The sequence below is a fragment of the Rhodoglobus galactosidasius genome (genome assembly GCF_054957775.1).
Genome location: NZ_JBQIAV010000003.1, coordinates 255,254 through 277,360 on the forward strand (window position 1 = coordinate 255,254; position 22,107 = coordinate 277,360).

Below are 22,107 nucleotides of genomic sequence, written 5' to 3' on the forward strand. Positions count from 1 at the left end.
ACTCCTTATTTGATTCGAGACTAGCGTCAGCAGAAATACTCGTCAATCTCGTTCAAAGCAGTCACCCATGAAACGCTCAACCACGACACTCGGAATGCTCATCGCGCTAATCGCCGCAGCCAGCTTTGGCCTCTCCGGAGCGCTCATTAAGCCGGTGCTCGAAGCCGGTTGGAGCCCCGCTGCCGCAGTGACGCTGCGCGTACTCATCGGCGGAACGGTGCTCGCACCCTTCGCGATTGTCGCCCTAAAAGGTCGCTGGATCGCACTCTGGTACGCCCGCAGCCGCATCCTTCTCATGGCCATCGTTGGAGTCTCAGCCACTCAGCTCGTCTATTTCGCGGCTGTCGAGCGCATCCCGGTCGGTATCGCGATTCTCCTCGAATACATGGCGCCATTGCTGCTCGTCGCGTTTGCGTGGGCAACCACTCGCCGTGTGCCCAAACCGGTCGTTCTGATTGGGTCGGTCGTAGCGCTCGGCGGCCTCATCCTCGTCGTGTCTCCCGAGGGTTCGGGAGCGCTTGACCCCATCGGGATACTCTTCGGTGCCAGCGCTGCGATTGGTGCCGCTGTGTACTACGTCGTTGCGGCGCGCACCAGCGAGGGTCTTCCCACGGTCGCGCTTGCTTCCGCCGGATTACTGATCGGCGGAATCCTCCTGGGGCTTGTTGGGTTGGTCGGTCTCGTTCCGTTCAGCATGCCGATGGTGGATGTCGCGGTGCTCGGTTTTGTGGCTCCGTGGTGGGTTCCGCTGCTCATCGTGGGTATCGTCGCGACTGGTATCGCGTATTCGACGAGCATCATGGCTAGCGAGATGCTCGGTTCCCGACTCGCATCATTCGTCGGATTGCTCGAGGTTGTTACTGCCGCGATCTACGCGTGGCTTCTGCTTGGGGAGAACCTGTCGGTGACGCAGTTCATTGGGGGAGCGCTGATTCTGGCAGGAATCGCTTTCGTTCGATCCGAGCGATCTGAGGAGATTGGCGACTTCACTATTGAGGCTGAGGCCTTCCCGAGTGATGATGATGAGCCAATTTTGGCGCCGGCATCCGCGCCGCTCGAACCGGGTACCGATACGGTGCCGCTGCGCCACGTACAATCGTCGGGTGGCTAAAGCTGAATTGATGGACTACGACAAAGCTCTCGAACTATTTGAGCCGGTGCTCGGTTTCGAGGTGCACGTTGAGTTGAACACCCAGACCAAGATGTTCTCGGATGCGCCGAACCCGGCAGCGTCGGGCGCAGAGCATGCCGAGCCGAATACCATGATCACTCCTGTGGATCTTGGCCTTCCTGGCAGTTTGCCTGTTGTCAACGAAGAGGCCATCAAGTATTCGATCTCGCTGGGCCTCGCACTCGGTTGTGAGATTGCGCCCAGTTCGCGGTTCGCCCGCAAGAACTACTTCTACCCTGACCTGGCGAAGAACTACCAGATCAGCCAGTTTGATGAGCCGATTGCGTTCGAGGGCTCGGTCGACATCGAGCTGGAGAGTGGCCGAACGATCACGATCCCGATCGAGCGCGCACATATGGAAGAAGACGCCGGCAAGCTCACCCACGTTGGTGGCGCAACCGGTCGCATCCAGGGTGCTGAGTATTCTCTCGTTGATTACAACCGTGCTGGTGTTCCGCTGGTTGAAATCGTCACGCATATGATTACGGGCACCGAGGCGGATGCTCCCGAGGTCGGCAAGGCGTATGTGTCGGCTATTCGCGACATCGTTCGTTCGCTCGGCATCTCTGAAGCTCGTATGGAGCGCGGAAACCTGCGTTGCGACGCCAACATTTCGTTGAGCACGCGTGGTTCAGGCAAGTTGGGCACGCGCACCGAAACCAAGAACGTCAACTCGATGCGCAGTGTTGAGCGCGCGGTTCGCTACGAAATTCAGCGCCAGGCGGCCATTTTGCACAAGGGTGGCACGATCACTCAGGAGACGCGTCACTGGCACGAAGACACCGGTGTCACGAGCGCTGGTCGACCTAAGAGCGACGCTGATGACTACCGTTACTTCCCCGAGCCCGATCTGCTGCCCGTTGAGCCTTCAGTCGAGCTGATTGAAGAGTTGCGTGCGGCACTTCCTGAGCCTCCCGCTGAGCGTCGTCGCCGTCTTCAGGCGGCGTGGGGCTTCACTGATCTTGAGTTCCGCGATGTAAACAACGCGGGGCTGTTCAGCGAGATTGAGGCAACTATTGAGGCCGGAACCACGGCCGCTCAGGCTCGCAAGTGGTGGACGGGCGAGATTGCTCGTCTTGCCAATATTCAGGGTGCAGACCCGAGTTCTTTGATTAGCCCAGTGGATGTTGCAGCTCTCGTTTCTCTTATCGATGACGGTGTTCTCAACGACAGCTTGGCGCGCCAAGTTCTCGAGGGTGTTATCGCCGGCGAGGGATCACCGGCTGACGTTGTCGAAAGCCGCGGTGTGAAGTTGGTGTCGGATGACGGCCCGCTCATTGCCGCCATCGACGAAGCGCTCGCTGCTCAGCCCGACGTTCTCGCGAAGATTCGCGATGGCAAGGTGCAGGCCGCTGGCGCTGTCATTGGCGCTGTCATGAAGGCGATGAAGGGGCAGGCTGATGCAGCTCGCGTGCGCGAGCTTGTCTTGGAGCGAGCCGCAGCCGAATAAATGGGCTCGGCACTGCTCGAGCGTCAGTTGTAGGCAGTACCGTTGGTGTCATGTCTGAATCTGCTGCACTCGTTGTTGAAGTCCATGTTCCCCTCACGCCCGATACCAATGCGGCAGAGGGCGAGACTCGTTTCCCGTGGATTGAGTCTCTGGTTGAGTTCACGACTGAACTCGATGAAGCTGGCGATATTTTTGTTGTCGAAGAGGGCGATATTTTCAACGACGCGTATGTCATCGTGATCACGGGTGCAGATGAAGCGACTCTTACGGGTATCGCAAATCGCGTGGCGAATCTTCCGGGCATCCCTACTGGCGTATTTGCCATGATCACGGATGCCGATGCTGAAGAGCTCGGTCAAGGCACCATGATCGAGATTTCCTAGCTACGCGGCTCGCTAAGATACCTAGCTGCTAAGCACAATCCACATGACCGGCAAGACCCCAGTAGGCGCACCAACTGGCGCCGAATCCGCTCCGGTGAGCATCATCGCTCCACAACTGGTGTGGACCACAATTGGTGCGTTTGCGCTCATTTTCTTGGGCGCCTTCGAGACGCTCGCGGTGACAACGATCATGCCGACGATTAGTCGCGATCTCGATGGTCAGTCCCTCTACTCGGTCGCGTTCTCAAGCACCTTGGCTGCGAGTGTAATTGGGATGGTATTGGCCGGTCGGTGGTCTGACCGCACAGGCCCCGCCCGACCCCTGATCGCGGCCATGGCGGTCTTCACCGTCGGTCTTCTTGTCGCGGGTTTCGCCGACACGATGGGCATTTTCATTGTTGGGCGGTTTTTGCAGGGGCTCGGTTCTGGCGCACTCATCGTTGCGCTCTATGTGGTGGTTGCGCGACTGTATCCGTCAGTTCTGCATCCAAAAATCTTCGGACTTTTCGCGTCAGCGTGGGTTCTGCCCTCGTTGATTGGGCCGCCGCTGGCTGGCGTCGTTGCCGAGCAGGTGAGTTGGCACTGGGTGTTCTTTGGCGTCGTAGTTTTGGTTGCTGGCGCAGCTGGCACGATTCTTCCGGCGCTGCGTCTCTTGTTGCACCAGCCGGTACTAGCCACAGAACAAACTTCGGGTCGTGGGGCGATTGCCTGGGCTCTGGTGGTGGCGCTGGCGGTTATGGGGATCAGTTTGGGCGGAGAGAGCGCGGGAGTTTTCGCCTGGCCACTAGCTCTCGGAGCGTTCGTGATCGCTATTATTGCCCTGCGGCCGTTGCTCCCTACCGGAGCGCTCACTTTTCGTCGAGGACTCCCCGCCACGATTGTGCTTCGTGGGTTGTTCGCTGCTGCATTCTTTTCGACGGAGGTCTATCTCCCGTATCTGCTCAACGAGCGCTATGGGCTTCCCCCGTGGCTTGCCGGGCTCATCCTGACTGTTGGGGCTGTCTCGTGGGCCGTAGGTTCGGCGTTGCAGGGTCGGTTGAGCGATGACGTCGCGCACGAGAAGGTCGTCGGGCTTGGCGCACTGCTGCTGAGCATCGGAATCGCTACCCAGTTCGTCACCGCCTACTTCTCGCTCTCCGTGTGGGTCGCGGCGGCAGGGTGGCTGGTGGCGGGTGCCGGAATGGGCATAACCTATCCGCGGATCTCAACGCTCGTACTTGCGCACTCCACCGGTCGTGATCAAGGGTTCAATAGTGCTGCGCTGTCGATTGGGGATGCCGCGGGCGGCGCCATCGCGATCGCATTCGGCGGTCTTGTCTTCACCGCGTTCGGCGGGCTCGAGAATGGCGCAGGCTTCGTCGCGGCGCTTGCCCTCGCCACTCTGTTTGCTCTCAGCGCCATTATGATTGCTGCGCGCGTGCGAGTGGAAGTACGCTAACCCGCGAAATGTTAAGAAGTGTGTCGGGCTGTTACGTCACACTCGAACGCGTCTTGCGGAATGCGATTACCGTCGCCGCATGACACTTCTCACTAACGAAACCTCGACCATCGATCTCGTCGCAGAGCGCGCTAGCCGCTTGACCGCTGCAGGCCAAGCCTGGAACTCGCGAATCGCAGCCAAGCCCGCATCCGCGGACCTCACCTACGAGGTCACCGGCGAAGGAGAAGGCTCCGTTGGCACCGTTCTGAAGGCAGGCAAGCATGTCTTCCGTATCGACGAGCCAGAGGGCCTCGCGGGCGACGACGTGGCAGCAAGCCCTGTCGAGATTGCGCTTGGCGCGTTGATCGCGTGCCAGGTTGTCGTCTTCCGTCTCTATGCGCAGGCTCTCGACATCCGTGTTGATGACATTTCCGTTGTCGCTGAAGGTGACCTCGATGTTCGTGGTCTGTTCGGCATTGACGAGAGCGTTCGCAATGGCTTCAGTGCGATTCGCCTGAACACCACAATCACGGGTCCAGAAACCCAGGAGCGCTACGATGAACTCCGCGACGCTGTTGACGCACATTGCCCCGTACTCGACCTGTTCGCAAACCCCACTCCCATCACCACTCAGGTCGTCAAGGGCTAGCATTTCCGGCGACGGTAGCGCCGCTAGGCTGGAGATATGAGCCGAGCACAGCAGCATCGACCGTAGATTTACCGTCGAGCGAGCATCATCGCCTGGGAGCCCTGGCCGCCGGTCTCATTGCGGCACTGGTCTGGACCTTAAGCCCTTGGTCGGCAGCGCTGCTGATTCGGGCGCTCTTTGAGTCGGAGGCCGAGAAGACAACCGAAGAGATGCAGCGTCACGCGACTGATGTTCCCATTACCGAGACACGTGATGAGGTGTACGGCGACTCGGCAGAGAACACATCACTCGACGTGTTCTCTCCGTCCGGAACCACCGGGCCTCTGACTACTGTCGTGTGGGTTCACGGCGGTGCGTGGATCTCGGGCGACAAGTCAAATATCACGCCGTACGCGCGCAACCTAGCGGCTGAAGGGTTCACGGTTGTCGCGGTTAATTACACAGTTGCCCCGGAGGCTGTGTATCCGACCGCGCTGAACGAACTCAATGATGCGCTAGGATATTTGGTGGAAAACGCGGACCGCCCGCGCATCGACCCCGATCGGATTGTTTTTGCCGGGGATTCGGCGGGCTCGCAGTTGAGTGCGCAACTCGCGACCGTGATTACTAGCCCGAAGTACGCGAGCACTGTCGGGCTGTCGCCGAGCATCACCGCCGACCAGTTGGCGGGTCTTGTGCTCAACTGTGGTATTTATGATGTTAGCGAGATTCCGAATGTGCCCGGAATTAGTGGGTGGGGATTTCGTATCGCGCTGTGGGCATACATCGGGGACAAGGACTGGTCCGACCACCCCGGTGGTGAACAAATATCCGTGATTGACGATGTCACCGTTGACTTCCCGCGCACCTGGATTTCGGGTGGCAACGCGGATCCGCTTACGGCATCGCAGTCGCGCGTATTTGCTGAGCGGCTAGACGAACTCGGCGTTGAAACTACTCCCGTCTTCTATCCTGCTGACCACACCGCGCAGTTGCCACATGAGTACCAGTTCCACCTAGACCTCGAAGACGCGCGTTCGGCTTTCGACTCCACCACCGCGTTTCTCGTGTCGCTCGAGCAGTAGAACTACACGAGCGAGCCGGGCTACCCTCGGGGCTATGAAGTCGTCGTTTGAGTTCAGTTCAGCGCTGATGGAGTGGGATGTCAAGCCGAATGTGTTCTTTCTGCCGGTGCCGCCGGATGTTGGCGCCGGCGTTCGCGATGTGCCCACACCACCACGTGGCTTCGGTTCAGTCGCGGTGGTGGTGACGATCGGCGGCTCAACGTGGAGCACCTCAATCTTTCCCAGCAGCAGCCGCGACGGTTTTTCGTTGCCGGTGAAGGCTGCGGTGCGCCGTGCAGAGGGTATCGAGCCGGGCAACGCGACGTTCAGCCTGTCTGCGGGCCGCTAGCGGCAGCCTCAGCCGTGACGATGGCTGACTAGGCGGGCCGGGCGCCAATAATGAGTGCCATGACTACGAGCATCTTGACGTCAGGCACTACGGCGAATCTGTGTCGGGGAGGATGGCTACATTCCGTGGCTGGGGGCTCGCTAATGAACTTGCAGATGACAGCTTCGAGGCGAATGACATCGACCTTGTTTTTCAGGTCGATGCCGTGACGGATACGAAACTTGCATGACCCTTTCGGGACGTAAGGGCCATGCGGGAAAGCGTTGAACGGTCGTCATAATAATTCCGAAGACGCGTTAGCGCCGCATGAGCGACCTCTTGGGTCGTGCCGAGATCGATGCCGCCATGGTGCCGATTCGGCCTAGTCGCGATGTCGACCAGATCCTCGCGTCCGTTTAGACACACACGTTTCAAGGCAAACGCCGTGGTTTCCAGTTTTTTGAGACCGCGGCGTTTGTTGTTAAACACCTGTTGTTCGATTGGGATCAGACAACAGATTTTCCTGCCGCGCTGAATCGGAATATGGGGGCAGTCCTGGGGTTAAGAACTGATGCCGCCGAACAGAAAAAAGGGTATCAACGAAAATTTCCCAAGGGACTAGGCCGGTGCCGCTTTGAGCCACCAAGTGTCGCATTCTCTATCGATTTGTTCCCATATTGGTAAATATTATTTTATATAAATTTTGAGACTATTCCCTTGACTTGTCACTCATCGACTGAGTATGTTTCGTACATGTGCCCCTCAAATGACGAATCAAGTTCCGGCTTCATCGCAGAGAAAATATTGCCGCTCGCGAGCGACACTCACTCTGCTCTCTTCAGCAAAATTCGCATTGGCCCCAAGGAAATTAAGAACCGGATATCTCTGGCGCCCATGACAAGGATCAGCGCCGATGAGGCGGGGGACGCGAATTCGCGGATGCAATCGTACTACGAAGTATTTGCTGATGGTGGATTCGGGCTGCTGACAACCGAGGGACTCTACACCGACACTGAACACAGTCAGGGCTACACCTTCCAGCCGGGTATGGCCACCACACGCCACTCTGATTCGTGGAAACCCATCATTGAAGCAGTCCACGACTATGGTGCGCTTATGTTTGCGCAACTCATGCATGCGGGCTCTCAATCACAGGGCAACCGCTACGAACAAACCACAATCGGGCCATCGGCGATCATGCCCAAGGGTGACCAACTCGCGATGTACCGAGGCAAGGGGCGCTATAAGCTCCCTGCTGAAATTTCTCGCGCCCAGATGGCTGATGTCAGACGCGCCTTTGTCTCCTCAGCCGTATACGCCAAAGCGGCTGGTTTTGACGGCGTAGAAATTCACGGCGCAAATGGGTATCTCCTCGACGAGTTTCTTACGGATTATCTCAACGTGCGCACGGACCAGTACGGTGGTTCTCCCGAAAATCGTGTTCGATTTGTTCGAGAAGTCTGCGAGGACATTAAAGCAGCAGTCGGTGATGACATGGCCGTCGGTATTCGAATTTCACAAGCCAAGGTGAGCGACAATGACCACCGATGGGCAGGCGCCTCTGATGAGGCCCAGGTAATTTTTGAGACTTTGGGAAACACTGGAATCGATTTCATCCACACCGCTGAGTACCGAGCAGACGCGCCGGCATTCGTTGGTGGCGCAGAGCCGCTGGCCTCCTTGGCAAAACGGCATTCAGGTCTTGCTGTCATTGCAAACGGAAATCTTGATAATCCGAATGATGCTGCTGAACTCCTTCGTTCAGGATCAGCCGACATGATTGCGCTTGGAAAACCAGCCCTTGCCAACCGAAATTGGCCACAACGTGTCCTCGCCGGAGAGCAAATCAGTTCGGACTTGGCCCATGATCAGCTGGCCCCGCTCGCTGATGTGAAGGATTGGGAGCTGAAGAGCTAGGACGTGCCTGACAAAAGTCTAAGGTGCGAGCTGGACTCTAGGGGTATTTCTCGGTTTCAGGTTTTGTCGGATGCTCAGTGGGCGTTGATTTCTGATCTGCTTCCGTCCCGGACTGGGCGGCAGGGTCGCCCGTTCTCGGATGCGCGAGCGGTGGTGGAGGGCATCATCTATCGGTATCGGTGCGGTATCGCGTGGCGGGATCTGCCTGCGTATTCGGGCCGTGGCAGACGGTGTGACCTAGCATCACCGGAGCGCTAGGGACGGAACTTGGGGTGCCGTGCTGGAGCGACTCCTCGCCATAGCAGATGAGGCAGGCAAATTCGATTGGTCGTTGTCGGTGGATTCCACGATTGCCCGCGCTCATCAGCACGCCACGAAGGTGACTCGTCTCGCGGGGCTTCATCGAATTGCACAAATCAGGGCGTCGAGCCCTCTGATCACGCGGTTGGTCACTCCGGTGGGGACCTATTGACGAAGATCCCCTACCTCGTCGACGGCAACAGCCGTACTCCCGTGGTGGTGCTAACGCTGGCTCAAGCGGGACGTGTCGGCAGCTATGAAAGAGTGCCCGCTGGCGGCCACTAGACTTCCGGAGCAATCTGACGATAGTGCCACACTAGGGTGCCCAGCGGTGGCAACGCCAAACGTACAGATTCAAGAAGTGATCGCGCACTGAGCTTCGCATTGCAACACTCGAGAACCCATCTCAACATGGGGCTGCAGTGCCCGCTTAGACTGGATAGCGCGACCGATGCCTCGCTCGATGCGGGCTCCGTCAGCGCCGATCAGTGAAAGACTCGCCCTTACATGTCAGCCTGGTGATGAAGCGTTGACCAACGAGGTGACGCGCCCACTGGACAGCCGCCCGATCCTAGCTATATATGGGCTCACTCGTGGCCGCCGGCGGCAGACCCCGAACCAGACCGGACCGGGCACCGAAACAGGCGCGGGTCACGCTGCGGCAGACCACCAGAGTTCGATGCCGTTGACTAGCGCGGTCGCAACGTCATCAAACGCGGATTCTGCGACCTCAAGCAATGGCGGGGCCTCACCACCCGATATGACAAACCCGCACTCACCTACCGCGCCGCCGCCGTCCTCCACGCAGTCATCACATATGGAGCGCACATTTATGAGACACGCCCTAGCTGACTTCTTTGGTCTCCATGTTCGTTGCTCTGATGCTGCCGGACACAAAAGCTTTCAGCGACCGCACTATCTGAACCTGCGACAGACCGTAACCAATGACGACGAGCGTCCCGAGGGGGCGCTCGTCACCGTGCGCGAAGTCCACGCTGTCGGGAGGGAACACCATTGGGCCAACGCCGTTTATGGATACCCAACCGCGGCTGACAGGAATTGCCGCCTTAACACGGAGTATTCCTCTGTTTTTAGCCTCCAGAAGAGCGATGAGCCACGTGCTCAACGCGAGCCAACTCGTTCCAAACGGTAATTCGAAATTCAGTACCTCGGCGTGTGCGTGGTCAGATACTCCCGCATGACCAATCATGACTTTCTGAGGCGATCCTGTTGACTGCCCCATCGCCCCTTTGCCAATAATACCGACGATCACGGTGTCGCTTTCTCTCCGTTGTTGGTAGATGTCGACTGTAGGGTTCGCAGTGGCCACCGCTTCTACAAACGCATCACGTCCCTCTTGTGGGAGCATGTCTGTCTTGGCAATGACACACACGTCTGCCACCGCTAGTGATTTGAGGTCCTGAGTTCGTAGATGCCCCGCCTCGCGATCGGAACCGGCATCTAGGAAATAGACAAGTGACTTTATTTTTAGCTGATGAGTCAGTTTTGGGTGCGAACTTACGAGCTGAAGAATGGTGGCAGGATCTGCAAGCCCAGATGTTTCTAGAATCAGTGAGTCAAATTCACTCTGAGGGCGCTCGACAAGCACGTTAAGCAAGGCGATGAGCTCTTCCTGTTTTTCGCAACAAACGCAGCCGCCAGGGATAAGAGTTAGGCGGGACGAGGGAATGCCGAATGCTCCAACGAATCTGTCGGAAGCTCCAACTTCGTTCACTATGAAGTAAGGCTTTTCCGATCCCAATTGTTCAGCGAGAAAAGGAAGTCCAGACGTCTTCCCCGATCCCAAATCTCCCGTCACGATGATGAGTGGACGAGTTAGGGAGCTTGTCGCCTTCAATTACTTTCCTCGAGCGACAAGAGAATTCCGTTGTCCAGCACATTGATCTCCGTGCCAATCAACTTGGCCGCACCTGCCCAGACATGACGGATGCCCGCCACGATGGTTGAGCCGCCCGTGCGGTTAGTGAGCAGAAAAGTATCGCCAGACGAAAGCTCCCGGATCGCGATGCCGTAGGCGCCAAGGATCCTCTTCATCATCGCGGACTGAGCGTTCCGTTGAAACGCTTTTTCATCCTGCGTGGCGTTCGCCCAGATTTCTCCTCGTCCGGGCCCGCTGTCTACTTCGCATCCGCGGCACATAATTCGCTTCCTGAATTATCAGAGTTGCATTTTAGGCGGTGACGAGTTCTCTGGTCTCCTCGCCTGGAAAACGCTGCTCAGAGCGTCCCTAAGGATAATGTCCGCCGACCAGAACCTGGCCGACGGACATTGAAGGTCACTCGATTCTTGGACTAATCCATGCGAGCGATCTTGGGGTTCACGTTCTTCGAGAACAGCACCAGGATTCCCGCAATGAAGATGGGAACGACTCCCCAAATCATGGCACTGTCAATCCACGAAGCGCCAGCTGTCAGGCTCGCAGTAACGCCGACTCCTGCGAGAATGGCTCCGATTTGCCCTCCGGCATTGATGATTGCGCTTCCTGTCGCGCGCGTGTGCACGGGGAAGCTTTCACCGGTGAAAAAGAGGAGTGCAGCAAACGGGCCAATCAGGAAGAACAGTCCAGCGCTGTAAAGCGCAATTGTCAGACCGCCGCTGCCACCGCTAGGAGCAAGAAGCATGGCTGCGAATGAAATTGCGGCAAAGATCCAACCAATTGCAATTGTATTGCGGCGCCCAATGCGGTCTCCAAGCCACCCATGGAAGAGATAGCCAAAGAATGCTGTTGCGTTTGAAATAATGAGGATTACAAGTGCATCACTGAAATCGATACCCTTGCCGTTTTCTGCTGTGAGAATTGTCGTCCCGAGAATGACAAAGACAAGGACACCAAACCAGCTCAGAAGGAAGCCGAGGCCAACGAAGATAAGGGCGCGCAACGACTCGCCATGGAATACAGCGCGCAGGGGAGTGGCGCGGTCTTCGATGTCCACGCCAGCTTCTGCAGCAAAAGCTCGCGCCTCATCGGCTCGGCCTTCTGCGAGAAGAGCGAGGGCAGTACGACGGTTAACAAACTGCGGGCTTTCCTTGAGCCAGCGTGCGGCGATGAGGATAAAGATTGCGGGGAATACCGCAACGACGAACGCCAGCGCCCATCCACCAATGGGGAAGAGTATGTACACGGACCCGGCAGCGAGGACGCTACCGACTGGCCAGCCGGACTGAACCAGCGAGTAGATGAATCCTCGACGCTTTGCCTGAGCAGGGTCTGCGTAAACCTTGGAGAACATCTCGTTGAGGTACGTGGCGTTGATCGACTGCTCAGCGTAACCCAATCCCGCAAAAGACCGGACGAGAACTAGGAAGACAACTCCGACACCGGCAACGAGACCGATAAGTGGTCCCGCCACGGCCGTCAGGAGCGATGCAACTGCTGCACCAGCAACGGCAATGATGATGCCCTTGCGGCGACCGATGCGGTCAACTATGGGCCCAATGCCGAAGGCCACCAGTGCCGTTCCGATTGTCACCCAGGTGTTGATGTTGGTTGTCTGAGGTGCTGTCCACCCCATATCGGCCGAGAATGCAGGGAGAAGGTTGCCAAAAAGTACGAAGTCGTAGACGGCGAAGGTCCACGCGAAGAAGGCAATCCATGTTGCCCTTTTCACATCCCGAAGGGTGACTGTAATCACCTTGGGGAGAGTTGAGTTGGACGTGGTCATAGGGGGAACCTCTCTGTTCATGTTTTCAACTCTTGCGATGGTCGTCACTGACCGGCAAGTGTGGGTAGAGCGGGAGTTGATCTAATAAAATATTCTGTGAAATATTAGTTACGTCAATCTAGCGAGACGTCTCTGCAAATGTCAAGCTACAAATATTCTTGGAACAAAAATGTCACGTCGATTCCATTGAGAATCGTTCGATGACTTGCTGTCGAGTAGCGCCCGCCCGGAGAAGCAGCATTAAGAGCAGTCGAGCTTTGAGACCATCCAGCGTGCCGGCACCGATAAGTCCGCGATCGAGAAGATCCTTTTCTGAACCAGCGAACCCATACGTCGTGGTGAAGACTTCTCCAGCACCTGTTCGAGATGAGAAGAGAACGGGGATTCGAGTTGCGAGTTCGGAAACATGATCGACGTCACCGCTTGGTAAGTGTCCACCACCGAAAGCTTCAATAACCAAGCCTTGGTACCCGCGGAGATCAAGATCCCTAAGGATTTCAAGGTCGTCGCCTAATCCAACTTTTACAAGGGCCACCCGTGGCAGAGGGTAAGCATCCGAGGTCATCGCATCAAACGATAGAGTCCGTTTGCTTGGCCTGAGTGGAATCCTCGTCTTGCCCTCTGTTAACCAACCGATCGGGCCGGTATTTGGCGAAGTGAAGGCTGCGATGGATCCGCTATGTGTCTTGCGGACGAAACGGGGCAGGTGTATCTGGTCTGCAAAGACCACGAGAGGGCCAACGCCCCACGCGTCTTTCGAGATAGCAACTTGAACAGCTGCCAACAAGTTTGCTGGACCATCCGCTCCGGCCAGGCCCGCATTCCTCATCGCTCCTGTGAGGACGATTGGCTTTTCTTGACGCGTCAAGAGGTCAAGAAGGTACGCCGACTCTTCTAAGGTGTCAGTCCCCTGAGTGACAACTACCCCGTCAATCCCATCGTTAAAGCAGTCTGCGATTGCCTGGGCAAGATTCTGAATGATCTCAATTGTTAAGTCGCCAGAAGCTGTCTGACAGAAGGTTCGGGCTTCGAGTTTGGCTAGGCCATCTAGCTGGGGTACAGCTTTCACTAGCAGGTCAGCAGTCAGACTGGGGACAGCCTCTCCTCCTCCTCTTGTGGGGATCGATGCGATAGTGCCGCCCAGAGTAAACAGAGCGATTCTTGGCAAGGGCAGGTTCATGAGTGTTTTCCTTTCGCAATGGCTGCGAGTGAGTTCGTGTCGATGCTGACATCGGCACGAGTGCCATGTAGGGAGAAAGGGTTGGGGCACAATACTTCCATTGCGCCTCAACCCCTTGATTTTCTATTCCTAAGCCATGTCGCGGTCGAAGGGATACAACTTGTTCTCCTCGAATGGGAAGCGCTGACGGAAATCACTAGCGACATCCTCAAACTTTTCAAACGTTACCCCGGGGTGACGTTGAATATGGTCGAAGAGCCTCTCCAGCATTAAGAGCACCTGTGGACGTCCAGAGACATCGGGGTGAATCGTGATGGGGAAGATTGCATAGTCGTACTCGCGGTAGACCCAATCAAACTGATCACGCCAGAGCTGCTCCACATCGTGAGGGTTCACGAAACCGTGACTATTGGGGCTTCCCTTGATGAACATCATTGGTGGCAAATCATCGATGTACCAGCTGAAGTTAATCTCAACGAGGTCGATTTCTTTGCCGCGAACAAGAGGCTTCATCCAGTCGGCAGCATTCTTGGAATAGTCAATGTTCGTCCAAGTGTCACCAGTTCTTGCATAAAATGGCTGGAAGTCATGAAATGCCTGGCTGTGATCATACGTAAACCCATTCTTCAAGAGAAGGTCAGTCGTAATTGCCGACAACTCGCACCAGGGCGCAATGTAGCCCCGTGGTCGCTGGCCCGAGAATTTTTCTATAAGAGAAATGCTCTTGTTGATCACGTCCTCTTCTTGAGAGGCCGTCATGGCAATGGGGTTCTCGTGCGTATATCCGTGGGCTCCCAATTCGTGTCCAGCCGCAACGATCTGCTCAATGCGGTGAGGGAAAGTTTCAATAGAGTGACCCGGAGCAAAGAACGTGCAGTAGATCCCATACTTCTCAAACAGTCTCAGAAGACGTGGAATACCAACTTCTCCGGCAAACATTCCTCGCTGAATATCTGCGGGTGAATCTTGGCCCCCATAGGAGCCAATCCATCCGGCAACTGCATCGATATCGGTACCAATACAGACCTTAATTTCCTTAGCCATCATTTCCTCTCTTTTGCTACCGAAATAGCTCAGATAGAGCAACTCTCACGTAGCAAACCTTCCTCGGCAGGAATGCCCGCCGAGGTAATATCTCAGTGCTATAGGGCACTCCGAGAAACCAACTGCGAAACGATGACGTTTCGTTGGATTTCGTTCGTGCCTTCGCCGACGATCATGAGCGGCGCATCTCTGAAGTAACGTTCGACGTTGTACTCCGTTGAATAGCCGGCACCGCCGTGCACCCGAATTGCATCAAGGGCAATTTCCATAGCAATTTCGGAAGCAAAAAGCTTTGCCATTCCGGCTTCCATGTCACAGCGTTCGCCGCTGTCGTACTTCACTGCAGCATGGAGGGTCAATTGGCGGGCGGCTGTGAGTTTGGTGGCCATATCGGCAAGCAAATTACCGACGGCTTGGTGCTTCCAGATTGGCTTTCCGAAGGACTCGCGGTCTTGCGCATAGGCTAGTGAATCCTCAAGCGCGGCGGCGGCTACCCCTAGTGCGCGCGCTGCTACCTGAATACGGCCCGTTTCGAGGCCCTTCATCATTTGGCTGAAGCCCTGACCTGGTGTGCCGCCGAGGATTGCCTGAGAAGAAATCCGATAGTCGTCAAAGGAAATCTCACAACTTTCGACGCCCTTGTAGCCAAGTTTTGGCATATCGCGCGAGACGGTCAAGCCATCACCGTGCTCAACTAACACAATTGACATTCCAGAGTGGCGAGGTGACGCAGTCGGGTCTGTCTTGCAGAGCAAGGCGATGAGGCCTGACCGACGGGCGTTTGAAATCCAAATCTTCGATCCGTTGATGACCAAATCATCGCCGTCAGCTGTCGCGACTGTCGTCATAGCCTGAAGATCCGAACCACCTCCAGCTTCCGTGAGAGCCATGGTCGCGCGTAGCGCACCCGTCGCCATTCGTGGGAGGTAATTCTGTTTTTGCTCGTCTGTACCAAAAATACCAATGAGCTTTGCAACGACGGAATGCCCGCCCATGGCTCCAGCTAAACTCATCCAGCCGCGTGAAAGCTCCTCTGTCACGCCCACGTAACATGCCATGGAAACAGGCGACCCACCAAATTCCTCCGGGATAGTCAGGCCGTAGATTCCTATCTGCTTCATGGCCTCAATCCATGATTCCGGATATTCATTGGCATGCTCGACATCACGCACGGTTGGTCTGACGTCGCGGTCTATGAAAGATCGGACGGTCTGGACGAGGAAGAGTTCTTCTTCATTTAGCGTGGACGACATAAAATTCCGTTCATCTTTTCGGTAAAAATTCTTGAAGGTCGATTGGTTCGCAGCTCATTAGTCTCGACTGACCCGTCACTAATATAAAATATAGTGTCTTCGACCATGGTTTTGCTAGTTTTTAATTAACGAGATGTGGTTCTGCTGTTGATCTCGGCAGACGGGGAAAGGACGACTCAGCGAGTGACTTTCCCGAAAAGGGCAGCAACTGGCCTGATGAAGAGCGGCCGTGCGAGAGTCCACGCGGCCACGAGCGCGGCGACTGAAATCGCAAAGACAATGGCGCCGGCCCAGCTGTCTCCATTATTTGTGGCGTACATATGATTCAAGTTTTGACGAGCTCCGGTAGCCATTACGAGAGTGACGTGCACGATTATGAACGCAGCAAAGTAAACCATCACTGACACGTGAACTGCACGCGCCACGGTCACGGGGTAGGCGCGTGACAGGAAGCTGTTGGAAGCTGGCCAAGCCGGAGACATTCGGATTCCCGAGGCAATCGCTAGGGGTGCCGCGATGAACACTGTTACAAAGTAGAAAAGTAGCTGCAGCGCGTTGTAGTTGACCCAACCATTTTCCACCGGCCAGGTGAGGGAAGCGTATTGCAAGACTGCCGAAATTGCGTTGGGAAACACGTCCCAATTTGTGGGCACAATGCGGGCCCACTGTCCGGTTGCAAAGAGGAGGACAAAGAAAAGAACTCCATTGAGGACCCATAGTAGATCTAGGGAGAGATGTAGCCAGAGGGTAAGGGATATCTTGTGAGGAGGAGCCCCCCGGGCTGGTCTTCGTGACGTCCAAAAACCTTGGACGCGCTGATTCGTTCTCACTTGCCAGCCGGTACGGATTATCAGCAGAATGAAAATCGTGTTGAGAAAATGTTGCCACCCCAACCAAGCGGGGAAACCTATCGGCGTCCCTTCAGGCAGCGTTGACTCTCCAGGGAACCTGGAAATAAAGTCTTGAACGGCTGTGAGCTGGCGTAGGCTCTGGGCAAGGACGATCAGAAGCGCCAGTGCGAAAAGTGCTAGAAAGACCTTCCACACTGCGCTCAAAATACGTTTGCGCGTGAAGTGACTCTTCATCTGACTAGTCCTTTCGTTTTGCTAGTTCTTCAAGCAGCTGTGGAACCACCTTGAAGACATCGCCCACAACCCCGAAATCTGCCACATCAAATATGGGTGCTGACGGATCCGTGTTGATCGCGACAATGGTTTGTGACATTTGCATGCCTGCTCGATGTTGGATGGCACCTGAGATTCCGAGAGCGACATAGAGCTCCGGCGAGACTGTCGTGCCTGTTTGCCCAACTTGCGCACTCTGAGAAACAAAACCAGCATCAACAGCTGCCCGAGAGGCTCCCACTGCGCCATCAAGGGCTGCTGCCAAATCGGCAACGATGCCAAATCGCTCTTTGTCGCCAAGGCCCCGTCCTCCGGAGACAACGACCTTAGATGTCGCCAGTTCAGGACCCGCCCGACCTGCTGGTCGCGCAATGACTTGGTCAATTATCGCAGTCACTTTTGACGCGCGCGCTTGGGCAACGCTGACCACTGGAATCCTTGGTTGCGGCGCACCGTTAATAGAGCCCTGTCGAAGTGTTATGACGGTGATTCCGACCCGGACCTGTGCTCGAACTGTATAGATACCTCCGAATGCGGAGTGGGTAGCTACAACACGGGTGTCTTCTCTTGTTACAGCGACCACGTCTGAAAGCAAGTTCGCTCCGTGCCGAATCGTAAAACGCGCCGCGGCTTCCTTGCCCTCAATCGAATTCGAAGTCAGAACAGTGTCGGCCTTGGGATAGGTCTCAAGCGCGGAATCTAGAGCCGCAACTTGGGAGCTAACCAATTCCGTGAGCACGAACTCGCCAGCATAAACGTGAATATGTTCCGCGCCAAGGTCACCCAACTCCGACACAAGTTCCTCTGACGTCGGTCCTGGAGTAGCGATCACGGCAACGGGCGAGCCAATCATCTGGGCTGCAGTGAGCAGCGATTTCACCGTATTCTGGAGACGGCCTTCGGCGGAAAGCTCAACAAGTACGAGGATGTTAGTCATGGTCTCTTCTGTCCTTAAATAAGTCGATTGAGAGTCAGGAAATCCGCGATTTTGAGGCCCGCGTCACCTTCATCGACAATTTTGATACCGGCAATTCGTTCCGGACGAGCTTCGACGCTCATGACGTATGTCCCGCTGAGCTCTGCTTCTTCACTACTTGTTGTCACCCCAGCTGACGTCAGATTTTCACTAACAACCGGCTTCTTTTTTGCCTTCATAATCCCGCGGAATGTCGGGTACCGAGGTTCTGCGGATCGCTCGGTTACGGAAATGATGGCGGGAAGCGCTGCGCTGACGCGAATGGAACCCGTCTGCGTGCTACGTTCTCCAATAACTTTCACTTTTTCGATTGTCACCGAATCAAGGTGAGTAACGTGGGGGATTTCGAGGATCTCTGAAATCATCGCTGGCAGTATTCCGCCACCCCCGTCGGTGGACTTGTCGCCCGCTATGATGAGGTCAAAGCTGATTTTCTTGAGGGCTCCGGCAATCGCTTGCGCTGTCTGAACGTAGTCTGCACCAATGAGTAGTTCATCTTGGATGTGAATTGCTGAATCTGCACCCATGGCGAGTGATTTTCTGATGGTGTCACGGGCCGACTCTGAACCCATCGTGAGGACGACAACTTCCGCGTTGCCAGCGTCCTGCTGAATAAGAGCCACTTCAAGTGCGCGTTCATTAATCTCGTCAAGCACATTTTCACCGGTAATCCGATCAATGCGACCTGACTGGAGATCAAGCGTGCGCTGACCCCATGTATCAGGGACCTGCTTGATGAGAACAACGATTTTCATGAGCTGGTCCTTTACGTTTGTCGAGGCCTTAGACGAACCGAGGCCAAGAACTGCTAGTACTGAAGACCATTACCTGGGAATCAGCGACAAGTGGAGAGCGGTTCTTTCCAAATACTATATTCCATATTCCATGGCATTTGTCATATCGTTGTAACGACACGTCACGGACCGCAAAAGCGAGCAAATGCCGATGTAGACTGAGCGATGAATCTGAGAAACCCCAGCCCGAAGCGGCTGGGGTTTCTCAGATTCATGTGTTCGTTAACGCATCTTGTTAGCAAGGAAATGGGCTGCGGTGACGGAAGTCATCTGCTGCTTCCTCCATCGTCACCCAAGTGACACCCTCGTGGCCGTTAATGTATTTGATGAGTCGCTCGAGCATGAGGAGCACTTGAGGACGGCCGCTCACATCAGGGTGAATGGTAAAGGGGAATACAGCGTAGTCCATCTCTTGGTAGACCCAGTCAAACTGATCACGCCACATCTCTTCAATGTCGCGAGGGTTGACGAATCCGTGGCTATTTGGCGAGTTCTTGATGAACATCATGGGCGGAAGATCGTCGACATACCAGTTAGCACCGATTTCGACGAGGTCGACGATGTTGCCGCGCACGAGTGGCTTCATCCAGGATTCGGCGTCCTTCGTGTAATCGATTTTCGTCCAGGTGTCGCCGACACGAGCATAGAAGGGCATGAAATCATGCAGACCTTGGCTGTGATCGTAAGTGAAACCCTCTGCCAAGAGAAGTTCCGCAGTAGAGCTCGACATCTCCCACCACGGTGCGACGTATCCTCGGGGACGCTTGCCCGAGACCTTTTCCACGAGATCGACTGTCTTGCGGAGAACGTCTTTTTCTTGCTGGAGGGTCATAGCAACGGGGTTCTCGTGAGAATATCCATGGCACCCAATTTCGTGCCCGGCGTCGACGATTTCCTTGACTTGGTCGGGGAAGGTCTCGATGGAGTGCCCAGGGATGAACCATGTGGCAGGAAGATTATATTTCTGAAAAAGATGGAGCAGGCGGGGGGTCCCGACTTCGCCAGCAAACAGTCCACGCTGAATATCCGAGGGAGAGTCCTCGCCGCCATATGAACCTAGCCAGCCACCGACGGCGTCGATGTCGACGCCAAATACAACTTTAATATCTTTTGCCATACGAGTTTCCCCTTAAATTTTTTATCGAGTTCGAGTACCAATCCGGTAGTTGAGCTCTTCCTCAACGCTGTCCGAACCTCTGCCTGCTGCACTCGCACTAGCTGAGTAGTTATTCTAGATTTTATCTAATCTATTTTAGAAAACTTGATCGCGTCAATGTCTGTTCCTGCTGGCTGGGAGCGGACACGGCTGCTGGGAAGCCTTGATTCGAGGCGACTCGCCGAGGAGGAGATTCTTTCCCATTGAGTCGAATAACTAGTGTCGTGTGTTAATGGTTTGTTTACGTTTGATTTTGCCGAGTAGGTGATCGGCTGTTTTCACCCATGCGAAGGGTTCTGCGCGCTGGTTGTAGCTGGCGATGAAGGCGCGGATCGTGGCCTCGAGTTTGCCGACGGAGTGGAATGACCCACGCCGGATGGCCTGCTTGGTGATGATGCCGAAGAAGATCTCGACCATGTTCAACCAAGAGCAACTCGTCGGCGTGAAAATGCGGCTTATAGGCCCAAGCGTGTGGATGGCCTCGGGCGTGTCATGTACTGCCTGCCCATCCTGATCTGGCCCAGAGTCCTTCTTCGGCTGTGGTGTTGGTGTCGTAGTAGTTCGGCTTGGGCCATTCGTCGGCCTCAACTTGGTGTTCTGGTTCTTGGTCGGGTGTGCTGCTGGGGATGAGGTCGTGGGCGCGTTCTAGCGGTATTTCGTGCAGGGTGAGGAACCATTCCGCGGCACGTTTCATATGCTGCTCGTTCATGCCGCGGTGGTTGCGCAGCACGGTGCGGATTCCGTTGTTGATGCCGCCCTCGAGTGGGCTGGTGGTGCGGGCGTTGCCATGGGTAACGTAGGTGAATAGGGTGCCGTCTCGGCTGAGTTTGGCCAGTAGTTGCCAGGCTTTGCGGAGCCGGTCGTGGGTGAACCAGTACCGGTGACCGTCGGAGCTGCGTTCTTTCGTGAGGTGTCCGTGGGCTTGCCACCAGGCTTCGAGCTTCAGCCGCCACGCGATCACCGCGTCCTCGTCCCGCACGGCGGACAGCTCTCGGGATAACGTCAGCAGGCGGCGGCCGGCATCGGTGCGGGGATTCAAAGTGAGATGACGGCGGATGTTCATCTGCACGTGAAACAGACACCGTTGTGTTCGGGTTGCGGGCCAGACACGGTGCACCGCGGATGCGATCCCGGCACCACCATCACAGACCACGACCGTAGGGGCCGGGAAGTAGTGCCGTCCAGGCGGCGGTGGATTCTCTTAGCGCACCACTGCCAGGCCAGGACCTCGAGTGTTTCGGTGACTGCGATCAACAGGCACCAGGAACCGACCCAGACCCCATCGACAAGGATCTGGTGGTGGGTGGTCGAGGCCGGGCCGAGGCGGGGTTCAATATCCCAACACCATGTGTTTGACCGGCGAAGGGATTGCCCAGTGGCGGTGCCGGTCATCTCAGCCTGGGAATGCTTACCAAGCAGCCACTTCAAGAACTGTTCCAGCTCGTGCCGCCGGGCCAAGTCCGGACGTTTTCGGACTGAGGATGCACGACAGTTCGGGCACAACCAACGCTGGGTTCCGGCAGCCGTGCGCCCGTTCTTTATCAGGGTCGTATTACATACCAGACAACGGGTCGAGTTGAGAGAGTTCGGCACACCTAAGGGTCACCGGGTATGATAACCCCTCTGCTGCCCAGCATTCATAAGGTCAGATCAAGATCCCATCCACCCGTTTGGCCTATAACCCGAAAATGCAGGCGCACCCGCGGGTTGGCGGCCAGCCAGCCCTTGACGTTCTGGTGCTTGTGGGTGGCGTAGTTGTCACAGACCACGTGCAGTTCAGCGTCCGGGTGGCCGGCGGCGACCTTGCCGAGGAAGTCCACGAACTGAACGTTCGTGTGATTTGGGTAGCACTCGTCCGCAGTGACTTTCCCGATCGCGATCTCCAGTGCGGCGAACAGGGTTGCCGTTCCGTGACGTTTGTAGTCGTGAGTGCGTTGGACCGGATACCCGGCTGCTGAAGCCTAGATTTGAGACTTCTCATCCACCGACACGACCACCGCGTTCTGTGGTGGCGACAGATACAAACCGACCACATCCCGCAACTTCGCTTCCACCTGCGGGTCGGTGGAGAACGTGAACGTATCTAGCCGGTGCGACTAAATATGAATATTGGCTTCCAAGGGAGCCACGTGTGGTGTGGGTCAGAGCCGCCTCCCCAAACCACGGATCGTGTCGTTTAGAGCCACGATTGGCGTGGTTGAGAGCCACCTGAAAAGCTCCTTCCACCATGTGATGG

21 protein-coding genes and 2 pseudogenes are annotated in these 22,107 nt (G+C 56.1%); 9 read left to right on the forward strand and 14 right to left on the reverse strand.

The genetic code is table 11. The features are described 5' to 3' along the window. The first annotated feature begins 67 nt into the window (after nt 1–67). From ACTJJW_RS05470 to ACTJJW_RS05510, 9 genes are all read left to right on the forward strand, one after another. The gene (locus tag ACTJJW_RS05470; RefSeq protein WP_462643122.1) at nt 68–1,111 is read left to right on the forward strand and encodes an EamA family transporter; all 1,044 of its coding nucleotides are present in this window, start codon (nt 68–70) and stop codon (nt 1,109–1,111) included. Further along, entirely contained in the window at nt 1,104–2,621 is a 1,518-nt protein-coding gene (gatB, locus tag ACTJJW_RS05475) for an Asp-tRNA(Asn)/Glu-tRNA(Gln) amidotransferase subunit GatB (protein ID WP_462643123.1), read from the forward strand. The genes ACTJJW_RS05470 and gatB overlap by 8 nt, the downstream gene beginning before the upstream one ends. A gap of 50 nt (nt 2,622–2,671) precedes the next feature. Beyond that, complete coding sequence (locus tag ACTJJW_RS05480; RefSeq protein ID WP_462643124.1) at nt 2,672–3,004, forward strand: glutamyl-tRNA amidotransferase; 333 nt, start codon at nt 2,672–2,674, stop codon at nt 3,002–3,004. A gap of 43 nt (nt 3,005–3,047) precedes the next feature. After that, entirely contained in the window at nt 3,048–4,442 is a 1,395-nt protein-coding gene (locus ACTJJW_RS05485) for an MFS transporter (protein WP_462643125.1), read from the forward strand. 79 nt (nt 4,443–4,521) lie between these two features. Further along, nucleotides 4,522–5,073, forward strand: a complete 552-nt coding sequence (locus ACTJJW_RS05490) for an OsmC family protein (protein WP_462643126.1) — start codon at nt 4,522–4,524, stop codon at nt 5,071–5,073. 209 nt (nt 5,074–5,282) lie between these two features. Continuing rightward, nucleotides 5,283–6,137 carry an alpha/beta hydrolase gene (locus ACTJJW_RS05495; protein ID WP_462643127.1) on the forward strand — a complete coding sequence of 285 codons (855 nt, stop codon included), beginning with the start codon at nt 5,283–5,285 and terminating at the stop codon, nt 6,135–6,137. Nucleotides 6,138–6,171: 34 nt separating this feature from the next. Further along, nucleotides 6,172–6,465, forward strand: coding sequence for a DUF1905 domain-containing protein (locus ACTJJW_RS05500; RefSeq protein ID WP_462643128.1), 294 nt, complete (start codon nt 6,172–6,174; stop codon nt 6,463–6,465). Nucleotides 6,466–7,197: 732 nt separating this feature from the next. Next, nucleotides 7,198–8,361 carry an oxidoreductase gene (locus ACTJJW_RS05505; RefSeq protein ID WP_462643129.1) on the forward strand — a complete coding sequence of 388 codons (1,164 nt, stop codon included), beginning with the start codon at nt 7,198–7,200 and terminating at the stop codon, nt 8,359–8,361. A gap of 3 nt (nt 8,362–8,364) precedes the next feature. Further along, the gene (locus tag ACTJJW_RS05510; protein ID WP_462643130.1) at nt 8,365–8,619 is read left to right on the forward strand and encodes a transposase; all 255 of its coding nucleotides are present in this window, start codon (nt 8,365–8,367) and stop codon (nt 8,617–8,619) included. 886 nt (nt 8,620–9,505) lie between these two features. On the opposite strand, the gene ACTJJW_RS05515 is transcribed toward ACTJJW_RS05510, so the two are convergent. The 14 genes and pseudogenes from ACTJJW_RS05515 to ACTJJW_RS05580 form a co-directional block, all read right to left on the reverse strand. Beyond that, a complete protein-coding gene (locus ACTJJW_RS05515; RefSeq protein ID WP_462643131.1) occupies nt 9,506–10,480 on the reverse strand; it encodes a GTP-binding protein in 975 nt (324 codons plus the stop codon). 35 nt (nt 10,481–10,515) lie between these two features. After that, on the reverse strand, nt 10,516–10,719 hold the full coding sequence (locus tag ACTJJW_RS05520; protein WP_462643132.1) for a hypothetical protein: 204 nt from the start codon (nt 10,717–10,719) through the stop codon (nt 10,516–10,518). A 254-nt stretch (nt 10,720–10,973) separates the two neighbouring features. Next, nucleotides 10,974–12,344: an MFS transporter gene (locus ACTJJW_RS05525; protein WP_462643133.1), complete on the reverse strand. Its 1,371-nt coding sequence runs from the start codon at nt 12,342–12,344 to the stop codon at nt 10,974–10,976. Between the two features lie 172 nt (nt 12,345–12,516). Beyond that, on the reverse strand, nt 12,517–13,524 hold the full coding sequence (locus ACTJJW_RS05530; protein ID WP_462643134.1) for an asparaginase: 1,008 nt from the start codon (nt 13,522–13,524) through the stop codon (nt 12,517–12,519). Nucleotides 13,525–13,653: 129 nt separating this feature from the next. After that, complete coding sequence (locus ACTJJW_RS05535) at nt 13,654–14,568, reverse strand: polysaccharide deacetylase family protein (protein WP_462643214.1); 915 nt, start codon at nt 14,566–14,568, stop codon at nt 13,654–13,656. 98 nt (nt 14,569–14,666) lie between these two features. Beyond that, a complete protein-coding gene (locus ACTJJW_RS05540; RefSeq protein ID WP_462643135.1) occupies nt 14,667–15,821 on the reverse strand; it encodes an acyl-CoA dehydrogenase family protein in 1,155 nt (384 codons plus the stop codon). A gap of 176 nt (nt 15,822–15,997) precedes the next feature. Next, on the reverse strand, nt 15,998–16,906 hold the full coding sequence (locus ACTJJW_RS05545; protein WP_462643136.1) for a cytochrome b/b6 domain-containing protein: 909 nt from the start codon (nt 16,904–16,906) through the stop codon (nt 15,998–16,000). Between the two features lie 4 nt (nt 16,907–16,910). Continuing rightward, nucleotides 16,911–17,882 carry an electron transfer flavoprotein subunit alpha/FixB family protein gene (locus ACTJJW_RS05550; RefSeq protein WP_462643137.1) on the reverse strand — a complete coding sequence of 324 codons (972 nt, stop codon included), beginning with the start codon at nt 17,880–17,882 and terminating at the stop codon, nt 16,911–16,913. Nucleotides 17,883–17,896: 14 nt separating this feature from the next. Then, nucleotides 17,897–18,676: an electron transfer flavoprotein subunit beta/FixA family protein gene (locus ACTJJW_RS05555; protein ID WP_462643138.1), complete on the reverse strand. Its 780-nt coding sequence runs from the start codon at nt 18,674–18,676 to the stop codon at nt 17,897–17,899. A 274-nt stretch (nt 18,677–18,950) separates the two neighbouring features. Continuing rightward, complete coding sequence (locus ACTJJW_RS05560) at nt 18,951–19,832, reverse strand: polysaccharide deacetylase family protein (protein ID WP_462643139.1); 882 nt, start codon at nt 19,830–19,832, stop codon at nt 18,951–18,953. Between the two features lie 255 nt (nt 19,833–20,087). After that, nucleotides 20,088–20,318, reverse strand: a pseudogene (locus ACTJJW_RS05565) (IS630 family transposase); the annotation flags it as partial. A gap of 43 nt (nt 20,319–20,361) precedes the next feature. Next, nucleotides 20,362–21,024 (reverse strand): transposase, encoded by a 663-nt coding sequence (locus ACTJJW_RS05570; protein ID WP_462643140.1) that lies wholly within the window; start codon nt 21,022–21,024, stop codon nt 20,362–20,364. Beyond that, entirely contained in the window at nt 20,931–21,464 is a 534-nt protein-coding gene (locus ACTJJW_RS05575) for a transposase-like zinc-binding domain-containing protein (protein WP_462643141.1), read from the reverse strand. Before ACTJJW_RS05575 ends, ACTJJW_RS05570 begins: the two co-directional genes overlap by 94 nt. 65 nt (nt 21,465–21,529) lie before the next feature. Further along, nucleotides 21,530–21,961, reverse strand: a pseudogene (locus ACTJJW_RS05580) (transposase); the annotation flags it as partial. Between the last annotated feature and the right edge of the window lie 146 nt (nt 21,962–22,107).